Consider the following 16,692-nt stretch of genomic DNA (forward strand, 5'->3'; position numbering starts at 1 on the left):
CCGAGGTTCGGCAGCCGACGGGCGTGAATACGAAAACAGTGGCCAGACCGGCCGGGAAGAAAGCCACGCGCAAGCCGAAACGCATCGGCATGCTCGGCGGCACCTTCGACCCGGTGCACATCGGCCACTTGCGCGGCGCTCTGGAAGTCGCCGCGCTGCTTGAACTCGATGAGTTGCGCCTGACGCCCAGCGCCAGGCCGCCTCATCGCGACATGCCCGGAGTATCGGCGCAGGACCGTCTGGCGATGGTGCAAAGCGCGGTAAAGGGCGTGTCGCCACTGACGGTGGACGACCGCGAACTGTTGCGGGACAAACCGTCTTACACCATCGACACGCTGGAATCGATGCGCGAGGAACTGGCCGTCGATGATCAGCTATTTTTGTTGCTGGGTTGGGATGCCTTCTGCGGGCTGCCGACCTGGCACCGATGGGAAGAGTTGCTGGAGCACTGCCATATCGTGGTGCTGCAACGCCCGGACGCCGACAGCGAGTCGCCCGATGCCATGCGCAACCTGCTGGCGGCGCGCGCAGTCAGCGATCCAAAGGCCCTGAAGGGGCCCGGCGGACACATTACATTCGTCTGGCAGACGCCGCTTTCGGTGTCTGCCACCCAGATCCGCCAACTGCTGGCCAGCGGTAAGTCGGTACGTTTTCTGGTGCCAGACGCGGTACTGGCCTACATCGAGGCGCACGGACTGTACCGTGTACCCAATTGAACTGAATGAGTTTTATATGACACAGCAAAAGATTTCCCTGTCCGGCGAAGAGCTGGTTGAACTGGCCAAGGCCGCTCTGGAAGACGTCAAGGCCCAGGACATCCAGATCATCGACGTGCGTGACAAGCACAGCCTGACCGACTACATGGTGATCGCCACCGGTACCTCGAACCGTCAGATCAACGCGATGCTCGACAAGGTTCGCGAGAACGTGAAAGCCAAGGGCGCCCAACCGCTGGGCGAAGAAGGCAAGGGCGAGAGCGACTGGGTGCTGCTGGACCTGGGCGACGTGATCGTGCACATGATGACCGCCGCCGCGCGCCAGTTCTACGACCTGGAGCGTCTGTGGATGGGCGCCGAGCAGAGCCGTGCCGCCAGCGGCGCGCACCACACGCCAGGCAACGAATAAGGGCTTGCCGTGCGTCTGCGCCTGATCGCTGTCGGTTCACGCATGCCCAAGTGGGTGGAAGAGGGTTGGCACGAGTACGCCAAGCGTCTGCCATCGGAACTGGCCCTGGAACTGGTGGAGATTCCGCTCAACACCCGTGGCAAGAACGCCGACGTGGCCCGCCTGATCCGTCAGGAAGGCGAGGCCATGCTGGCCAAGGTGCAGCCGGGCGAGCGGATCGTCACCCTCGAAGTGCATGGCAAGCCGTGGAGCACCGAGCAACTGGCGGGCGAGCTCGACCGCTGGCGCCTGGATTCGCGCACGGTCAACCTGATGGTCGGCGGCCCGGAAGGGCTGGCGCCGGAGGTCTGTGCCCGTGCCGAGCAGCGCTGGTCGTTGTCGCCGTTGACCTTGCCGCATCCGCTGGTGCGCATCCTCATCGGCGAGCAGATTTATCGTGCCTGGACGGTGTTGTCCGGTCACCCTTATCACAAGTAGCGCCGCTGCCTTCACTGTGAACACGCCCTAAATGTCTCAGCCGATACGCCTGAAAGATCACGAAAAGGACGCACGCCTGGTGCGCAACCGCGTCGTGGTCGGTGCTGGCATCGTGATCGTGCTGATCTGCGTGTTGGTGGCGCGGCTGTACTTCCTGCAAGTCATCCAGTACGACTACCACTCGACCCTGTCGGAAAACAACCGCGTTCACGTTCAGCCGATTCCGCCGAGCCGCGGCCTGATCTACGACCGTAATGGCGTGGTGATCGCCGACAACCGACCCAGCTTCAACCTGAGCATGACCCGCGAGCGTTCCGGCGGTGAGTGGGCCAAGGTGCTGGACACCATCATCGAAGTGCTGGAACTGACGCCGGACGACCGGATCATCTTCGAAAAGCGCATGAAGCAGGGGCGCCGTCCGTTCGAGCCGGTGCCGATCCTGTTCGAGCTGACCGAAGAACAGATCGCCCGGATTGCCGTCAACCAGTTCCGTCTGCCGGGCGTTGAAGTGGTCGCCCAGCTGATCCGCCACTATCCACAGGGCGCGCATTTCGCGCACTCGGTCGGTTACATGGGGCGGATCAACGAGAAAGAGCTGAAAACCCTCGATCCGGTGAATTACAGCGGCACCCATCACATGGGCAAGACCGGCGTCGAGCGTTTCTACGAGCCCGAGCTACACGGCCAGGTGGGTTACGAGGAAGTCGAAACCAACGCCCGTGGCCGCGTGCTGCGGGTGCTCAAACGCACTGACCCGGTGCCGGGGAAGGACATTGTTCTGAGCCTCGACATCCAGCTGCAGGAAGCCGCCGAGGCCGCGCTGGCCGGGCGTCGCGGCGCGGTGGTGGCGCTGGACCCGAGCACTGGCGAGGTGCTGGCGATGGTCAGCCAGCCAAGCTTCGACCCTAACCCGTTCGTCACCGGCATCAGCTTCAAGGCCTATTCGGAACTGCGCGATTCGGTGGACCGTCCGCTGTTCAACCGCATTCTGCGCGGCCTGTACCCGCCGGGCTCGACCATCAAGCCGGCGGTGGCGATTGCGGGGCTGGATACCGGCGTGGTCACCGCGACTTCGCGGGTGTTCGATCCCGGGTACTACATGCTGCCCAACTACGACCACAAGTACCGCAACTGGAACCGCACCGGTGACGGCTGGGTGGACCTGGACACCGCGATCATGCGCTCCAACGACACCTACTTCTACGATCTGGCGCACAAGGTCGGCATCGATCGGCTGTCTTCGTACCTGAACAAGTTCGGCATCGGCCAGAAGGTCTCGCTGGACATGTTCGAGGAATCGCCGGGCCTGATGCCCTCCCGCGACTGGAAGCGCATCACTCGTCGCCAGGCCTGGTTCCCCGGTGAAACCCTGATTCTCGGGATCGGCCAGGGCTACATGCAGGCCACTCCGCTGCAGCTGGCGCAAGCCACGGCGCTGGTGGCCAACAAGGGCAAATGGAACCGGCCGCACCTGGCCAAGACCATCGAAGGCCAGAAGCCGGTCGACCCCAACCCGATGCCGGACATCGTCCTGCGCGACCCGAGCGACTGGGCCAAGGTCAACCACGGCATGCAGCAGGTGATGCACGGCGCTCGGGGGACCGCGCGCAAGGCGTCGATCGGTGCGCAATACCGGATCGCGGGCAAGAGCGGTACCGCACAGGTCGTCGCCATCCGCCAGGGCGAGAAATACGACCGCTCCAAGGTTCAGGAGCGCCATCGCGACCACGCGCTGTTCGTTGGCTTCGCACCGGCGGACAACCCGAAAATCGTGGTGGCGGTGATGATCGAGAACGGTGAGTCCGGCTCCGGCGTCGCCGCGCCCGTGGTTCGCCAGGTCATGGATGCATGGCTGCTGGGCCCGGATGGCCATCTGAAACCCGAATACGCCAGCAATACACTGCCTCCGGAGACCGCGGCCCGTGAAGAGTAATTTCGACCGCATCCTCTCCAGCGAAGATGTGATGCGCCGACGCGCCACCTTTCTGAACAAGATCCACGTCGATGGCCCTCTGCTGATCCTGCTGCTGACCCTCGCAGCCGGCAGCCTGTTCGTGCTGTATTCGGCCAGCGGCAAGAGCTGGGATCTTTTGATCAAGCAGACCACCTCGTTCGGCATCGGCCTGGTTTCGATGTTCGTCATCGCCCAGCTGGAACCGCGCTTCATGGCCCGCTGGGTGCCGGTGGCCTATGTGTTTGGCGTGTTGCTGCTGGTGGCGGTGGACGTCATGGGCCACAACGCCATGGGCGCGACGCGCTGGATCAACATTCCCGGCGTGATTCGCTTCCAGCCCTCGGAATTCATGAAGATCATCATGCCAGCGACCATTGCCTGGTACTTGTCCAAACGCACGTTGCCGCCGCATTTGAAGCATGTGGCGGTGAGCCTGGGGCTGATCGGCCTGCCGTTCATTCTGATCGTGCGCCAGCCTGACCTCGGGACCTCGCTGCTGATTCTGGCCTCCGGCACCTTCGTGCTGTTCATGGCCGGCCTGCGTTGGCGCTGGATCATCGGCGTGCTGGCCGCCGCGGTGCCGGTGGCGGTGGCCATGTGGTTCTTCTTCATGCACGACTATCAAAAGCAGCGGATCCTGACCTTCCTCGACCCGGAAAGCGACCCGCTGGGCACCGGCTGGAACATCATTCAGTCCAAAGCCGCCATCGGCTCGGGTGGCGTCTTTGGCAAGGGCTGGCTGCTGGGCACCCAGTCGCACCTGGACTTTCTGCCGGAAAGCCATACCGACTTCATTATTGCGGTGCTCGGCGAAGAGTTCGGTCTGGTGGGCATCTGCGCGCTGCTGCTGATCTACCTGCTGCTGATCGGCCGCGGGCTGGTCATCACCGCCCAGGCGCAGACCCTCTACGGCAAGCTGTTGGCCGGCAGCCTGACCATGACCTTTTTCGTTTATGTGTTCGTCAATATCGGTATGGTCAGCGGTTTGCTGCCGGTGGTGGGGGTGCCGTTGCCCTTCATTAGCTACGGCGGAACTTCGCTGGTGACGCTGCTGTCAGCGTTTGGGGTTTTGATGTCGATCCATACCCACCGCAAGTGGATCGCTCAGGTTTGATTAAGGTGAACTTTTCAATGCAAGTAGTGCGTGGCTGGGCTGCTCGATATGTGCCGCTTGTCGGCCTGATGGGCATCCTCGGTTCAGTGCAGGAGTCGCTTGCCGGTGACTATGAGGGCTCGCCTCAGGTCGCCCAATTCGTCAGTGACATGACCCGCGATTACGGATTTGCCGGCGAGCAACTGATCGAAGTGTTTCGAGATGTGCAACGTAAGCAGTCGATTCTGGACGCAATTTCACGGCCCGCCGAGAAGGTGAAACCGTGGAAGGATTACCGCCCGATGTTCCTTACCGACGCGCGCGTCGCCCGTGGCGTGGACTTCTGGCGGCAGCACGAAGCGGTGCTGGCGCGGGCCGAACAAGAGTACGGCGTGCCGGCTCAAGTGATCGTGGCGATCATCGGCGTGGAAACGTTTTTCGGTCGAAATACCGGAAATTACCGGGTGATCGACGTATTATCGACCCTGAGTTTCGACTATCCTCCCCGTGCCGAATTCTTCCGCAAGGAGCTGCGGGAGTTCCTGCTGTTGACCCGCGAAGAGCAGGTCGACCCGCTGACGCTCAAGGGCTCGTACGCGGGCGCAATGGGTTTGCCGCAGTTCATGCCGAGCAGCTTTCGCGCTTACGCGGTGGATTTCGACGGCGATGGTCATATCAACATCTGGAACAATCCGGACGATGCCATCGGCAGTGTCGCCAGTTATTTCAAGCGTCATGGCTGGGTCGCCGGCGAGGCCGTGGTCAGCCGCGCGAGTGTCAGTGGCGAGCGTGTCGATCAGGGTTTGAGCCCTGGCATCGAGCCGGTGAAGACCGTAGGGGAGTTGCGAGCCCTGGGGTGGGCGAGTCATGATGCGTTGCGCGATGATATGCCGGTCACGGCTTTTCGCCTCGAAGGCGACAATGGCCCTGAATACTGGATGGGTTTGAAGAATTTTTACGCAATCACGCGGTACAACCGCAGCGTGATGTACGCCATGGCCGTGCATCAGCTGTCTGAACTGCTCGTTCAAGCTCGGGGCGTCAAGTAATGCGGTCATTGCCGATGCAACAACCATTGAAACTGATGGCCTTCGCGGCGCTGGCACTGCTGGTCGTCAGCTGTTCCACCAGCCGACCGACCCAGCAAGGCAACATCATCCGCTCGCAACCGGGGCTGGACATCAACCGTGCCCACAAGGATGGCGCGCCGTGGTGGGACGTCGACGTCTCGCGCATTCCCGATGCCGTGCCGACCCTGCACACCGGCGCCTACAAGGCCAACCCGTACACGGTGCTGGGCAAGACCTACTTCCCGATGACCGACTCGGCCAGTTACGTGCAGACCGGCACGGCATCTTGGTACGGCACCAAGTTCCACGGCCAGAACACCGCCAACGGCGAGGTCTACGACCTCTACGGCATGAGCGCGGCGCACAAGACGCTGCCGCTGCCCAGCTACGTGCGCGTGACCAACCTGGACAACAACCGCACCGTCATTCTGCGGGTCAACGACCGTGGGCCGTTTTACTCGGACCGCATCATCGACTTGTCCTACGCCGCAGCCAAGAAGCTCGGTTACGCCGAAATCGGCACCGCACGGGTCAAGGTCGAAGGCATCGACCCTGCGCAGTACTGGGCTCAGCGCGGCAAGCCGGCGCCATTGATGCTCGATCAGCCGCAGGTGGCGCTCAGTGGGCCGGCGGCAAGACCCCAGCCACAGGCGGCAGCGCCGGTGATCACGGCGTCGGCGGGCACCATCGAACAGTGGACGCCACCGCCGCAGCAGCACGCCGCGCCGGTCAATCCAGTGCCGATCGATGCAAAAAAAAACGCTTCCGGACCAGCGTCTGGGCTGTTTCTCCAGGTGGGAGCCTTCGCCAACCCGGACGCTGCGGAACTCTTGAGGTCGAAACTGAGCGGGATGGTACGGGCGCCGGTGTTCGTGAGCTCGATAGCGCGCAATCAACAGACGCTCTATCGCGTGCGGATGGGGCCGGTCGACACGCCGGGTGAAGCCGCGCAGCTGCAGAACAGCGTGCGCTCGGCCAACCTGGGTTCGCCAAGCGTCGTGAGCTCTGATCAGTAGCATGGATCAGCGAGCATGGATCAGTAATGTGAATCAGTGACCCGAACCCGGGCGACCGGGGCGGGTCGAACTTGCCGCAAGAGCAAGGGTTGTCAGCAACAATTCACGGCCACATCTGTAGAATGTGGGCCCGTTGGCCGGGGGAGCCCGGCATTACCGCTTTGCCCGCAAGGGCATGTTTGCCCATTAGCATTTTCGAGAGACGGATGAACATCACCACCTTCGCAAAAAGACTTTGCCTGCTTATTCCACTGCTCACCGCGCCTGCCGTCTTCGCGGCAGAGCAGATGACGCCATCGGCACCGCAACTGGCAGCCAAGGCCTATGTCCTGATGGATGCCAACAGCGGCAACGTCCTGGTGGAGAGCAACGGTGACCAGCGTCTGCCACCGGCCAGCCTGACCAAGCTGATGACGGCCTACATCGCGACCCTGGAAATCCGTCGCGGCCAGATCGGCGAAAACGACCCGGTGACCATCAGCGAAAACGCCTGGCGTACCGGCGGCTCGCGGATGTTCATCAAGGTGGGCAGCCAGGTTACCGTCAGCGACCTGCTGCACGGCATCATCATTCAGTCTGGCAACGACGCCAGCGTCGCCGTTTCCGAGCATATCGCCGGCAGCGAAGACGCGTTCGCCGACATGATGAACAAGACCGCCGGCGACCTGGGCATGGTCAACAGCCACTTCATGAACCCGACCGGCCTGCCGAATCCGGATCACTACTCCACTGCCCACGACATGGCGCTGCTGGCCCGTGCGATCATCCACGAAGACCCGGCTCACTACGCGATCTACTCGCAGAAAGAGTTCTTCTGGAACGGCATCAAGCAACCCAACCGCAACCTGCTGCTGTGGCGTGACAAGACCGTCGACGGTCTGAAAACCGGTCACACCGAAGAAGCCGGCTACTGCATGGTGTCCTCGGCCGTACGTGACGGCATGCGTCTGATTGCCGTGGTCTTCGGTACCAACAGCGAACAGGCTCGCGCCGCTGAAACCCAGAAGCTGCTGACCTACGGTTTCCGTTTCTTCGAAACCCAGACCTTCTACCAGAAGGGTGCCGAGCTGGCCCAGGCGCCGGTCTGGAAGGGCACTGAGCGTCAGGTCAAAGTCGGCCTGGCCGATGACCTGTCGATGACCATGCCAAAAGGCGAAATCAAGAAGCTCACCGCCAGCATGACCATCAACCCGAAACTGGTTGCACCGATCGCCAAGGGCGATGTGGTCGGCCAGGTTGAAGTGAAGCTGGAAGACAAAGTGGTGCGCACCGCTAATCTCATCGCGATGGACGGCGTTGAAGAAGGTGGTATCTTCCGCCGCCTGTGGGACAGCATTCGCATGTTCTTCTACAGTCTGTTCAACTGATCACTGATTGATCGCCCCACCGACTGTTGTTCCGTACGCCCCTGTCGCTGATCGCGGCAGGGGCCTGTCCGTTTTCCGGCTTACGAGGCCGTTACTGCCATGACAGATACCGAAGTTAAAGCGCCAAAAATCGAATTCCCCTGCAAGGACTACCCGGTCAAGGTGATCGGCGACACCATTGTGGGCATCAAGCAGAAAATCATCGACATCGTGAAGAAACACGCCACGATCAACGATGAGCGCGTGGATGAGCGCCAGAGCAGCAACGGCAAGTACACCACCATCCAGCTGCACATCCTGGCCACCGACCAGGACCAGCTCTACAACATCAACAGCGAGCTGCGGGCCACAGGTTTCGTGCACATGGTGCTCTGATGGGCGAGGTTCTGGGCTTTCGCGATCTGGGCATGATCGACTACGAGCCCGCCTGGCAAGCGATGAAGCGCTTCACGGACGGCCGCCATCGCGAAACTCCGGACGAAATCTGGCTGGTCCAGCACCCGCCGGTGTTCACCCAGGGGCAGTCCGGCAAACCCGAGCATCTACTACTTCCGGGTGATATTCCGGTGGTACAGGTCGATCGCGGTGGCCAAGTGACTTATCATGGCCCCGGTCAGCTGGTGGTTTACCTGCTGCTGGACGTGCGTCGCCTGGGTTTTGGCGTACGCGAACTGGTCACCCGGATCGAGCACAGCCTGATCGATCTGTTGGCCAGCTACGGCGTCACGGCAGCGGCCAAACCCGAGGCACCGGGGGTCTACGTCGATGGCGCGAAGATCGCCTCCCTGGGCCTTCGTATCCGCAACGGTTGTTCGTTCCATGGCCTGGCGTTGAACGTCGACATGGACCTGGCGCCGTTCCAGCGGATCAATCCCTGCGGCTATGCGGGGCTGGCGATGACCCAGCTGCGCGAGCTGGCAGGGCCGATAGAATTTGCCGAGGTCAGTGCCCGGCTGCGTGCGCAGCTCGTCAGACACCTCGACTACGCTGAGCAGACGACCCTAACGGGCGGAATCGATTGATATGACTACTGCGCATGAAGCGGCAGAGACAGCCGTGATTACAGAGGGTGCCGTACAAACCCTGATCCCGACAGTGAACGTGGCCACGCCCGAGCGTGCGGCGCGTCCGAAAGTAGAAGCCGGCGTGAAGCTGCGCGGCGCGGAAAAGGTCGCGCGCATCCCGGTGAAGATCATCCCGACCGTGGAGCTTCCGAAAAAGCCCGACTGGATTCGTGTCCGCATCCCGGTCTCTCCGGAAGTCGACCGCATCAAGCAACTGCTGCGCAAGCACAAGCTGCACAGCGTCTGCGAGGAAGCATCCTGCCCGAACCTGGGCGAGTGCTTCTCGGGTGGCACCGCGACCTTCATGATCATGGGCGACATCTGCACCCGTCGCTGCCCGTTCTGCGACGTGGGCCACGGCCGTCCGAAGCCTCTGGATGTCGATGAGCCAAAAAACCTCGCTGTGGCCATTGCCGACCTGCGCCTGAAGTACGTGGTCATTACCTCGGTAGACCGCGACGACCTGCGCGACGGCGGTGCTCAGCACTTCGCCGACTGCATCCGTGAAATCCGCGCGCTGTCGCCGAACGTGCAGCTGGAAACCCTGGTCCCTGACTACCGCGGCCGCATGGACATCGCCCTGGAAATCACCGCTGCCACGCCGCCGGATGTGTTCAACCACAACCTGGAAACCGTGCCGCGCCTGTACAAGGCTGCGCGTCCGGGTTCGGACTACCAGTGGTCGCTGACCCTGCTGCAGCGCTTCAAGGAAATGGTCCCGCACGTGCCGACCAAATCCGGCCTGATGCTGGGCCTGGGCGAGACCGACGACGAAGTGATCGAAGTGATGCACCGCATGCGCGAGCACAACATCGACATGCTGACCCTGGGCCAGTACCTGCAGCCGTCGCGCAGCCACTTGCCGGTCCAGCGCTTCGTGCACCCGGACACCTTCGCCTGGTTCGCCGAGGAAGGCTACAAGATGGGCTTCAAGAACGTCGCGTCGGGGCCGCTGGTGCGTTCCTCGTACCACGCCGACGAACAGGCCAAGCTGACCAAGTCGTTGCTGACGGCGGGTTGATCGAGGCTGTGACAAAAAAACGGGCCGGATAGCGATATCCGGCCCGTTTTGCATTCTGCTTTTGATTCTGCCCGGAGGGCGTGGGAGCCTGGCTTGCCGGCGATCTGCCGCGAAGCGGCAGCAAGTCCTGTGTATGCGGTACGCCTGATACACCGAAATCGTATGGTTTTGCTGCCGCTTCGCAGCAGATCGCCGGCAAGCCAGGCTCCCACGCCCTCCGGGCAGAAGCCGAGTACAGATGGATTACGGCCTGCGCAGGTTGTCGAGCAGCTCCTGCGTCGGATACCCATCCGCCGGCCAGCCGAACGACTGTTGCGCGCTGCGAATGGCCTTGCGCGTATTGGCGCCGATGATGCCGTCCGGGGCGCCTGCGTCGTACTGGCGGGCCGAGAGCAGGGTCTGCAGTTCGATGCGCTCAGAGCGGCTCAGAGGGCGGTCGCCGCGTGGCCATTGGCCAAGCACATAGCCACCCCCGGTGAAGCGCTCCGACAGCAGGCCGATCGCCAGTGCGTAGGACGAGGAATTGTTGTACTTGAGGATCGCCCGGAAGTTGTCCATCACCAGGAATGCCGGGCCCTTGTAGCCAGCCGGCAGCAGCAGGGCGGCCTGCTGTTGCAGCAGATTGGCCGGCAGTGCCGAACCGTTGGGCAGCTTCAGGCCCAGCTGTTGCCATTCGCCAATGCTCTTGCGCGTGCTCGCATCGGCCAGGGCGTAATCGAAGCCCTGCTTGAGCTGGACCTCAAAGCCCCACGGCTGGCCCTTCTGCCAGCCCGAGCTTTGCAGGTAATGGGCGGTCGAGGCCAGGGCGTCCACAGGCGAGTTCCAGATGTCGCGTCGGCCGTCGCCGTCGAAGTCCACCGCGTGGGTGTTGTAGGTGGTCGGGATGAACTGGGTCTGGCCCATGGCCCCGGCCCAGGAGCCGAGCATGTTAGCCGCGTCGATGTCGCCATGCTGAATGATCTGCAGGGCGGCGATTAGTTGCTCCTGCGCGAACTGCGGACGGCGGCCTTCATAGGCCAGGGTCGCCAGCGAGCGAATCACCGACTGCGTGCCCTGGAACTGGCCGAAACTGCTTTCCATGCCCCAGACCGCAATCAGCGCCTGGCGGTCCACGCCGTAACGTTGTTCGATGGCGGTCAGCACATCGGCGTATTGCGCCAGCAGGGCCTGGCCCTTGCGCACACGCACGGCCGACATCGCGCCGTCGAGGTATTCCCACACCGGGCGGGTGAATTCCGGCTGGCTGCGATCGGCCTTGACCACGGTCATGTCCGGTGTCACGCCAACAAACGCCTTGTCGAACACTTCCGGGCGGATCCCGGCATTCAAGGCCTGGGCGCGGAACATGCTCTGCCACTCGCTGAAACTCATGGCCGGCTGGATTTCGAAATTGGTGTCGTCCGGCTGAGCGACGGCGCTGGGAGGATTCGGCGCGGTCTTGGCTATCAGGGGAGCGGCTTGAAGCGGGTTGGCGACGGCGGCGGTCGGTTGCTCCGCGCAGGCAGCCAGCACCAGGGTGCTTGCGGCGGCGATCAGTTGGCGGACATGCCAACGACGGGAAAAGCAAAAGGGCATTCTGGGGTCCACAGCGAAAAACCGTAAGGTGCAGACCTTAACACGCTGGCCCCACCGGCGGGGCGCCGGTCAGTAACCTTGCGTGTTTTTCAGGCCGCCATAACGGAAGAAGCCTCCCAATCTCTCGACTGGAAGGCTTCGCGGCGGTAGCTGCCCTTGCCCTTGGCGGGTTGTTCCTGACGGCTGCGGAACAGGGGCTGGGCGATGATGGATTTGGCCTTGTTGGGTCGTTTCTTTGGTTTGCTCATGAGCGTCTCTCTTCGAGGGGGGGGAGGGTGAAGCGGCGGGATGATCGGCCAGATGGGCGCTGGCGTCTAATTGATCTGCGCTATGGGCGCCACTGACCCGTAGCAGCACGGCTTGCCGGCGGGAGCGATCGTGAAAACGCCCCGCCGGCAAGCCGTGCTGCTACGGACTCGTGGTGGTCTCGGAATGTTATGCCGACGGCAACCCCAATCGCTGCCCCGCCATTTGCAGCGCCAGCAGGCTCAGGCTGTTCCACACCGAACCTTCGGCCTGGCCCTTGATCTGCGCATCGATGTGTTGCGCATCCATCAGCAGCTGGGCCCAGCGGCGCGCCGAGTGGCGTTGCAGGGCCTTGCTCATCAGCGGTTTGCGTTTGTCCCAGATCGGTGGCCGGGCCTGGCTGAAGGCCTTGTCCAGCGGTACGCCCTGGCTGTATTGCAACGCCAGGTTGGCCAGCACGCGCAGTTCGCGGGACAGCGCCCAGAGGATCACCGGTGGCTCGACGCCTTCGCCACGCAGGCCTTCGAGCATGCGCAGGGCGTGGGACGCCTCGCCATTGAGCACCGCGTCGGTCAGGCCGAAGACGTCGAAGCGCGCACTGTCAGCCACCGCCGCCTGCACGGTTTCGACGGTGATCTGGCCCTGTTCGGCCATCAGCTTGAGCTTTTCGATTTCCTGAGCGGCGGCCAGCAGGTTGCCTTCCACGCGGGCGGCAATCAGCTCGACGGCGTCGGGGCTGGCGGCCAGGCCAGCCTGGCCCAGGCGCTGGCGAATCCACTGTGGCAACTGGTTGGCGTCCACCGGCCAGATCTGCACGAACTGGGTCTGCGCACCTTCGACCAGCGCCTTGCCCCATTTGGTCTTCTGCGCAGCACCGTCGAGCTTGGGCAGGCTGATCAGCAGCAGCGTGTCTTCGGCCGGGCGGTTGCAGTATTCGAGCAGGGCGGCGGCGCCCTTGTCGCCGGGCTTGCCGGAAGGCAGGCGCAGTTCCAGCAGACGACGCTCGGCGAACAGCGACATGCTCGCGCCGGCCTGGAGCAGAGTGCCCCAGTCGAAGTTCGAGTCGGCACTGAACACCTGGCGTTCATCGAAGCCTTGTTGGCGCGCCGCAGTGCGGATGGCGTCGCAGGCTTCCTGACACTGCAGCGGGTCATCGCCGCTGACGATGTACACAGGCGCCAGCGTGCCTTGCAGGTGTTTGGAGAGTTGGGCGGGGGCGAGTTTCATGATTCGGAAAAGGTTGGGGCCGGCGAACCGGCCCCAATGCCATCACTTGGACGGGATTTCGATCGGAGACTGCTGCGGCGTCTCGTCACGGATGCGCTGGGCAGCAGCTTCAGCGTCAGCCTGGGCGCGGGCGGCGGCATCAGCCTTGGCCTGCAGTTCGTCCAGACGCTCAGGCGTCAGCAGTTGCAGGCGAGCCATCATCTTCTGCACCAACTCGCTGCGCATTTCCTTGCGGATCTGATCGGCTTCCTGGTCCGAACCGATCAGGTTGTTGCCATCGTGAACGAAGACTTTCTGGGCCTGAACGTTGTCGCTGAGCAGCATCACGCCCTTGCTGCCCTGGATTTCGTACTTGAGCACAGTGGTCAGCTCGTATTCGGCCGAGCGGCCCGAGCCCACGTAACTTGCAGTGCGCTGGGTCTCGTCTTCACGGGCCAGAAACAGTTTGTACTGGGCACCGGTGTAGACGTGCACGCCGCTGTTGGTCAGCGTCTGGCGCAACTGGGTGACGACTTCGCCGTAGGCCTCGCGGGCGCTGACGTCCAGTTCCTTGATCGACAGGGCGTTGGTGCCCGTGCCGCGCAGCTGGAAACCGCAGGCGCTCAGCAATACGGCCAAGCCCATTACCAGCAGATTGCGTTTGATCATCTTGTTGCTCCCCTTGAATCCGTTTGAGCCCGCAATCGCGGGCGCAGGAAGTGTGTTCGGCGCCAGGTTCAGCCTGGCGCCCGATCCGTCAGCTGGCGACGATGTTCACCAGCTTGCCGGGTACCACGATCACTTTGCGGATCGTCAGGCCATCGATGAAGCGCAGCACGTTCTCGTTGGTCCGTGCGGCGGCTTCGACGTCTTCGCGGCTCGCGGCAGCCGGCACTTCGATCTGGCCGCGCAGCTTGCCGTTGACCTGAACCACCAGTTGCAGGGTGTCCTGCACCAACGCCGATTCATCGACACTCGGCCAGCCGGCGTCGATCACAGGATCGGCGTGACCCAGCGCGTTCCACAGCTGATGGCTGATGTGCGGGGTGATCGGTGCCAGCAGCAGGGCCACGGTTTCCAGGCCTTCCTGCAGCAGCGCGCGGTCCTGTTCGGTGGCTTGCGGCGCTTTTTCCAGCACGTTCATCAGCGTCATCACCTGGGCGATGGCGGTGTTGAATTTGTGGTGCTGACCGACATCCTGACCGGCCTGTTTGATGGCCAGGTGAATGGAACGGCGAATGCCTTTCTGCTCATCGTTCAGCGCGGCCTTGTCCAGTGCAGCCGGCAGGCCGGCCACGACGTGGGCCTGGGCCAGACGCCAGACGCGCTTGAGGAAGCGGTGCGAGCCTTCCACGCCCGAGTCGGACCATTCCAGGCTCATGTCAGGCGGCGAGGCGAACATCATGAACAGACGGCAGGTGTCGGCGCCGTACTGGTCGATCATCGACTGTGGGTCGACGCCGTTGTTCTTCGACTTGGCCATCTTCTCGATGCCGCCGATCTCGACCGGCAGGCCGTCGGCGATCAGTTTAGCGCCGATGATCTTCGCCTTGCTGTCGCGTTCGAACTCGACGTCGGCCGGGTTGAACCAGGTTTTGCTGCCGTTGGCTTCAGTGCGATAGAAGGTCTCGGCGACCACCATGCCCTGGGTCAGCAGGTTCTTGAACGGTTCGTTGGAGCTGACCAGGCCTTCGTCGCGCATCAACTTGTGGAAGAAGCGTGCGTACAGAAGGTGCAGGATCGCGTGTTCGATACCGCCGATGTACTGGTCGACCGGCAGCCAGTGGTTGGCCGCTTTCGGGTCGACCATGCCGCCTTCGTAGTGAGGCGAGGCGTAGCGGGCGAAGTACCACGAGGACTCCACGAAGGTGTCCATGGTGTCGGTTTCGCGCTTGGCCGGGGCGCCGCATTTCGGGCAGCTGCACTCGTAGAACTCAGGCATGCGCGCCAGCGGCGAACCGGCGCCGTCCGGTACCACGTCTTCCGGCAGTTTGACCGGCAGCTGGTCTTCAGGGACTGGCACGTCGCCGCAGGCATCGCAGTGGATGATCGGGATCGGGCAGCCCCAGTAGCGCTGACGGCTGATGCCCCAGTCGCGCAGGCGGAACTGGGTGCGGGATTTGCCGAGTTCTTTCTTGAGCAGCGCAGCTTCCATGGCGTCGAACGCGCCAGTGAAGTCCAGGCCGTCGAACTCGCCGGAGTTGATCAGCGTGCCGTGCTCGCCGTAGGCGTCCTGCCATGGGGCAGGATTGGTGTCGCCGGAACTGGTGCGCACCACCGATTTGATCGGCAGGTTGTACTTGCTGGCGAATTCGAAGTCGCGCTCGTCGTGAGCCGGAACGGCCATGACCGCGCCATCGCCGTAGTGCATCAGCACGTAGTTGGCGACCCACACCGGGAGTTTCTCGCCGGTCAGCGGGTGCTCGACGAACAGCGAAGTCGGCAGGCCTTTCTTTTCCTGGGTGGCGACGTCGGCTTCGGCGACGCTGCCGCTCTTGCATTCATTGATGAACGCCTGCAGCTCAGGGTTGTTCTGCGCAGCCAGCGTGGCGAGCGGGTGCTCGGCGGCCACGGCCACGTAGGTGGCGCCCATCAGGGTGTCCGGACGGGTGGTGAAGACTTTCAGTGCGCCAGCTTCGCCGATCGACGCCTGGTCGTACGGGAACTGCACTTCCATGCCGCGGGACTTGCCGATCCAGTTGCGCTGCATGGTCTTGACCTGTTCAGGCCAGCCCGGCAACTCGTCGAGGCTCTCTAGCAGCTCATCGGCGTAGGCCGTGATCTTGAAGTAGTACATCGGGATTTCGCGCTTTTCGATCAGCGCGCCCGAACGCCAGCCACGGCCGTCGATGACCTGCTCGTTGGCCAGTACGGTCTGGTCGATCGGGTCCCAGTTCACGGTGCCGTTCTTGCGGTAGATCACGCCTTTTTCGAACAGGCGGGTGAACAGCCACTGTTCCCAGCGGTAGTAGTCCGGCTTGCAGGTGGTGACTTCGCGGGACCAGTCGATCGCCAGGCCCAGGCTCTTGAGCTGGGTTTTCATGTAGGCGATGTTTTCGTAGGTCCATTTGGCGGGCGCGACGTTGTTTTTCATCGCGGCGTTTTCCGCCGGCATGCCGAACGCGTCCCAGCCCATCGGCTGCAGCACGTTCTTGCCCTGCATGCGCTGGTAGCGGGCAATCACGTCGCCAATGGTGTAGTTGCGCACGTGACCCATGTGTAGCTTGCCGCTCGGGTAAGGGAACATCGACAGGCAGTAGTAGGTGTCCTTGCCTGGCTGTTCACTGACTTCAAAGGACTTCTGCTCTTCCCAGAAGGTCTGGGCGGCGGCTTCGATTTCGCGGGGCTGATAGAGTTCGTGCATGGCTACTTTTTGACTTGAGATGGGTGACCCTTGACCCCTTCGCGGCATTCGGCGGAACGGTTTGGCGTTGCCTGCCCACGGGGGTATAGGGCGACGCGCGGTGTTCGTGTTCCG

Annotated in this window: 16 protein-coding genes; 11 read left to right on the top strand and 5 right to left on the bottom strand. The window is 62.8% G+C overall.

Annotated features, from left to right (window positions below; genetic code table 11):
* Positions 1–38: 38 nt before the first annotated feature.
* From nadD to lipA, 11 genes are all read left to right on the top strand, one after another.
* Positions 39–716, top strand: coding sequence for a nicotinate-nucleotide adenylyltransferase (gene nadD / locus AC1MEK_RS25485; RefSeq protein WP_480399041.1), 678 nt, complete (start codon positions 39–41; stop codon positions 714–716).
* A gap of 16 nt (positions 717–732) precedes the next feature.
* A complete protein-coding gene (rsfS, locus tag AC1MEK_RS25490; protein WP_480399010.1) occupies positions 733–1,125 on the top strand; it encodes a ribosome silencing factor in 393 nt (130 codons plus the stop codon).
* A gap of 9 nt (positions 1,126–1,134) precedes the next feature.
* On the top strand, positions 1,135–1,602 hold the full coding sequence (rlmH, locus tag AC1MEK_RS25495; protein ID WP_037017961.1) for a 23S rRNA (pseudouridine(1915)-N(3))-methyltransferase RlmH: 468 nt from the start codon (positions 1,135–1,137) through the stop codon (positions 1,600–1,602).
* A gap of 31 nt (positions 1,603–1,633) precedes the next feature.
* Positions 1,634–3,535 (top strand): penicillin-binding protein 2, encoded by a 1,902-nt coding sequence (gene mrdA / locus AC1MEK_RS25500; protein WP_480399011.1) that lies wholly within the window; start codon positions 1,634–1,636, stop codon positions 3,533–3,535.
* Positions 3,536–3,566: 31 nt separating this feature from the next.
* A complete protein-coding gene (gene rodA, locus AC1MEK_RS25505) occupies positions 3,567–4,670 on the top strand; it encodes a rod shape-determining protein RodA (protein ID WP_480399042.1) in 1,104 nt (367 codons plus the stop codon).
* A gap of 17 nt (positions 4,671–4,687) precedes the next feature.
* The gene (mltB, locus tag AC1MEK_RS25510; RefSeq protein WP_480399043.1) at positions 4,688–5,698 is read left to right on the top strand and encodes a lytic murein transglycosylase B; all 1,011 of its coding nucleotides are present in this window, start codon (positions 4,688–4,690) and stop codon (positions 5,696–5,698) included.
* Positions 5,698–6,735 (top strand): septal ring lytic transglycosylase RlpA family protein, encoded by a 1,038-nt coding sequence (locus AC1MEK_RS25515; protein WP_480399012.1) that lies wholly within the window; start codon positions 5,698–5,700, stop codon positions 6,733–6,735. Before mltB ends, AC1MEK_RS25515 begins: the two co-directional genes overlap by 1 nt.
* Before the next feature lie 206 nt (positions 6,736–6,941).
* Positions 6,942–8,102, top strand: coding sequence for a D-alanyl-D-alanine carboxypeptidase family protein (locus tag AC1MEK_RS25520; protein WP_480399013.1), 1,161 nt, complete (start codon positions 6,942–6,944; stop codon positions 8,100–8,102).
* A gap of 99 nt (positions 8,103–8,201) precedes the next feature.
* Entirely contained in the window at positions 8,202–8,477 is a 276-nt protein-coding gene (locus AC1MEK_RS25525; protein ID WP_480399014.1) for a DUF493 domain-containing protein, read from the top strand.
* Positions 8,477–9,124: a lipoyl(octanoyl) transferase LipB gene (lipB, locus tag AC1MEK_RS25530; protein WP_480399015.1), complete on the top strand. Its 648-nt coding sequence runs from the start codon at positions 8,477–8,479 to the stop codon at positions 9,122–9,124. The genes AC1MEK_RS25525 and lipB overlap by 1 nt, the downstream gene beginning before the upstream one ends.
* A gap of 1 nt (position 9,125) precedes the next feature.
* Positions 9,126–10,187: a lipoyl synthase gene (gene lipA / locus AC1MEK_RS25535; protein ID WP_480399016.1), complete on the top strand. Its 1,062-nt coding sequence runs from the start codon at positions 9,126–9,128 to the stop codon at positions 10,185–10,187.
* A gap of 243 nt (positions 10,188–10,430) precedes the next feature.
* Here the strand turns inward: lipA and AC1MEK_RS25540 are convergent, their stop codons facing one another.
* From AC1MEK_RS25540 to leuS, 5 genes are all read right to left on the bottom strand, one after another.
* Complete coding sequence (locus AC1MEK_RS25540) at positions 10,431–11,762, bottom strand: lytic murein transglycosylase (RefSeq protein ID WP_480399017.1); 1,332 nt, start codon at positions 11,760–11,762, stop codon at positions 10,431–10,433.
* Positions 11,763–11,851: 89 nt separating this feature from the next.
* Positions 11,852–12,010 (bottom strand): alternative ribosome rescue factor ArfA, encoded by a 159-nt coding sequence (gene arfA / locus AC1MEK_RS25545; RefSeq protein WP_480399018.1) that lies wholly within the window; start codon positions 12,008–12,010, stop codon positions 11,852–11,854.
* Positions 12,011–12,197: 187 nt separating this feature from the next.
* Positions 12,198–13,235, bottom strand: a complete 1,038-nt coding sequence (holA, locus tag AC1MEK_RS25550; RefSeq protein WP_480399019.1) for a DNA polymerase III subunit delta — start codon at positions 13,233–13,235, stop codon at positions 12,198–12,200.
* 42 nt (positions 13,236–13,277) lie between these two features.
* Entirely contained in the window at positions 13,278–13,883 is a 606-nt protein-coding gene (locus AC1MEK_RS25555) for an LPS-assembly lipoprotein LptE (protein ID WP_480399020.1), read from the bottom strand.
* A gap of 88 nt (positions 13,884–13,971) precedes the next feature.
* A complete protein-coding gene (gene leuS / locus AC1MEK_RS25560; RefSeq protein WP_480399021.1) occupies positions 13,972–16,578 on the bottom strand; it encodes a leucine--tRNA ligase in 2,607 nt (868 codons plus the stop codon).
* Between the last annotated feature and the right edge of the window lie 114 nt (positions 16,579–16,692).

The sequence above is a fragment of the Pseudomonas sp. 2 genome (genome assembly GCF_056627435.1).

Excerpts from the sequence above, each read along its gene's own strand:
- rsfS (WP_480399010.1), top strand. The coding sequence starts at position 733 with ATGACACAGCAAAAGATTTCCCTGTCCGGCGAAGAGCTGGTTGAACTG.
- mrdA (WP_480399011.1), top strand. The coding sequence starts at position 1,634 with ATGTCTCAGCCGATACGCCTGAAAGATCACGAAAAGGACGCACGCCTG.
- rodA (WP_480399042.1), top strand. The coding sequence starts at position 3,567 with ATGCGCCGACGCGCCACCTTTCTGAACAAGATCCACGTCGATGGCCCT.
- mltB (WP_480399043.1), top strand. The coding sequence starts at position 4,688 with ATGCAAGTAGTGCGTGGCTGGGCTGCTCGATATGTGCCGCTTGTCGGC.
- AC1MEK_RS25515 (WP_480399012.1), top strand. The coding sequence starts at position 5,698 with ATGCGGTCATTGCCGATGCAACAACCATTGAAACTGATGGCCTTCGCG.
- AC1MEK_RS25520 (WP_480399013.1), top strand. The coding sequence starts at position 6,942 with ATGAACATCACCACCTTCGCAAAAAGACTTTGCCTGCTTATTCCACTG.
- AC1MEK_RS25525 (WP_480399014.1), top strand. The coding sequence starts at position 8,202 with ATGACAGATACCGAAGTTAAAGCGCCAAAAATCGAATTCCCCTGCAAG.
- lipB (WP_480399015.1), top strand. The coding sequence starts at position 8,477 with ATGGGCGAGGTTCTGGGCTTTCGCGATCTGGGCATGATCGACTACGAG.
- lipA (WP_480399016.1), top strand. The coding sequence starts at position 9,126 with ATGACTACTGCGCATGAAGCGGCAGAGACAGCCGTGATTACAGAGGGT.
- AC1MEK_RS25540 (WP_480399017.1), bottom strand. The coding sequence starts at position 11,762 with ATGCCCTTTTGCTTTTCCCGTCGTTGGCATGTCCGCCAACTGATCGCC.
- arfA (WP_480399018.1), bottom strand. The coding sequence starts at position 12,010 with ATGAGCAAACCAAAGAAACGACCCAACAAGGCCAAATCCATCATCGCC.
- holA (WP_480399019.1), bottom strand. The coding sequence starts at position 13,235 with ATGAAACTCGCCCCCGCCCAACTCTCCAAACACCTGCAAGGCACGCTG.
- AC1MEK_RS25555 (WP_480399020.1), bottom strand. The coding sequence starts at position 13,883 with ATGATCAAACGCAATCTGCTGGTAATGGGCTTGGCCGTATTGCTGAGC.
- leuS (WP_480399021.1), bottom strand. The coding sequence starts at position 16,578 with ATGCACGAACTCTATCAGCCCCGCGAAATCGAAGCCGCCGCCCAGACC.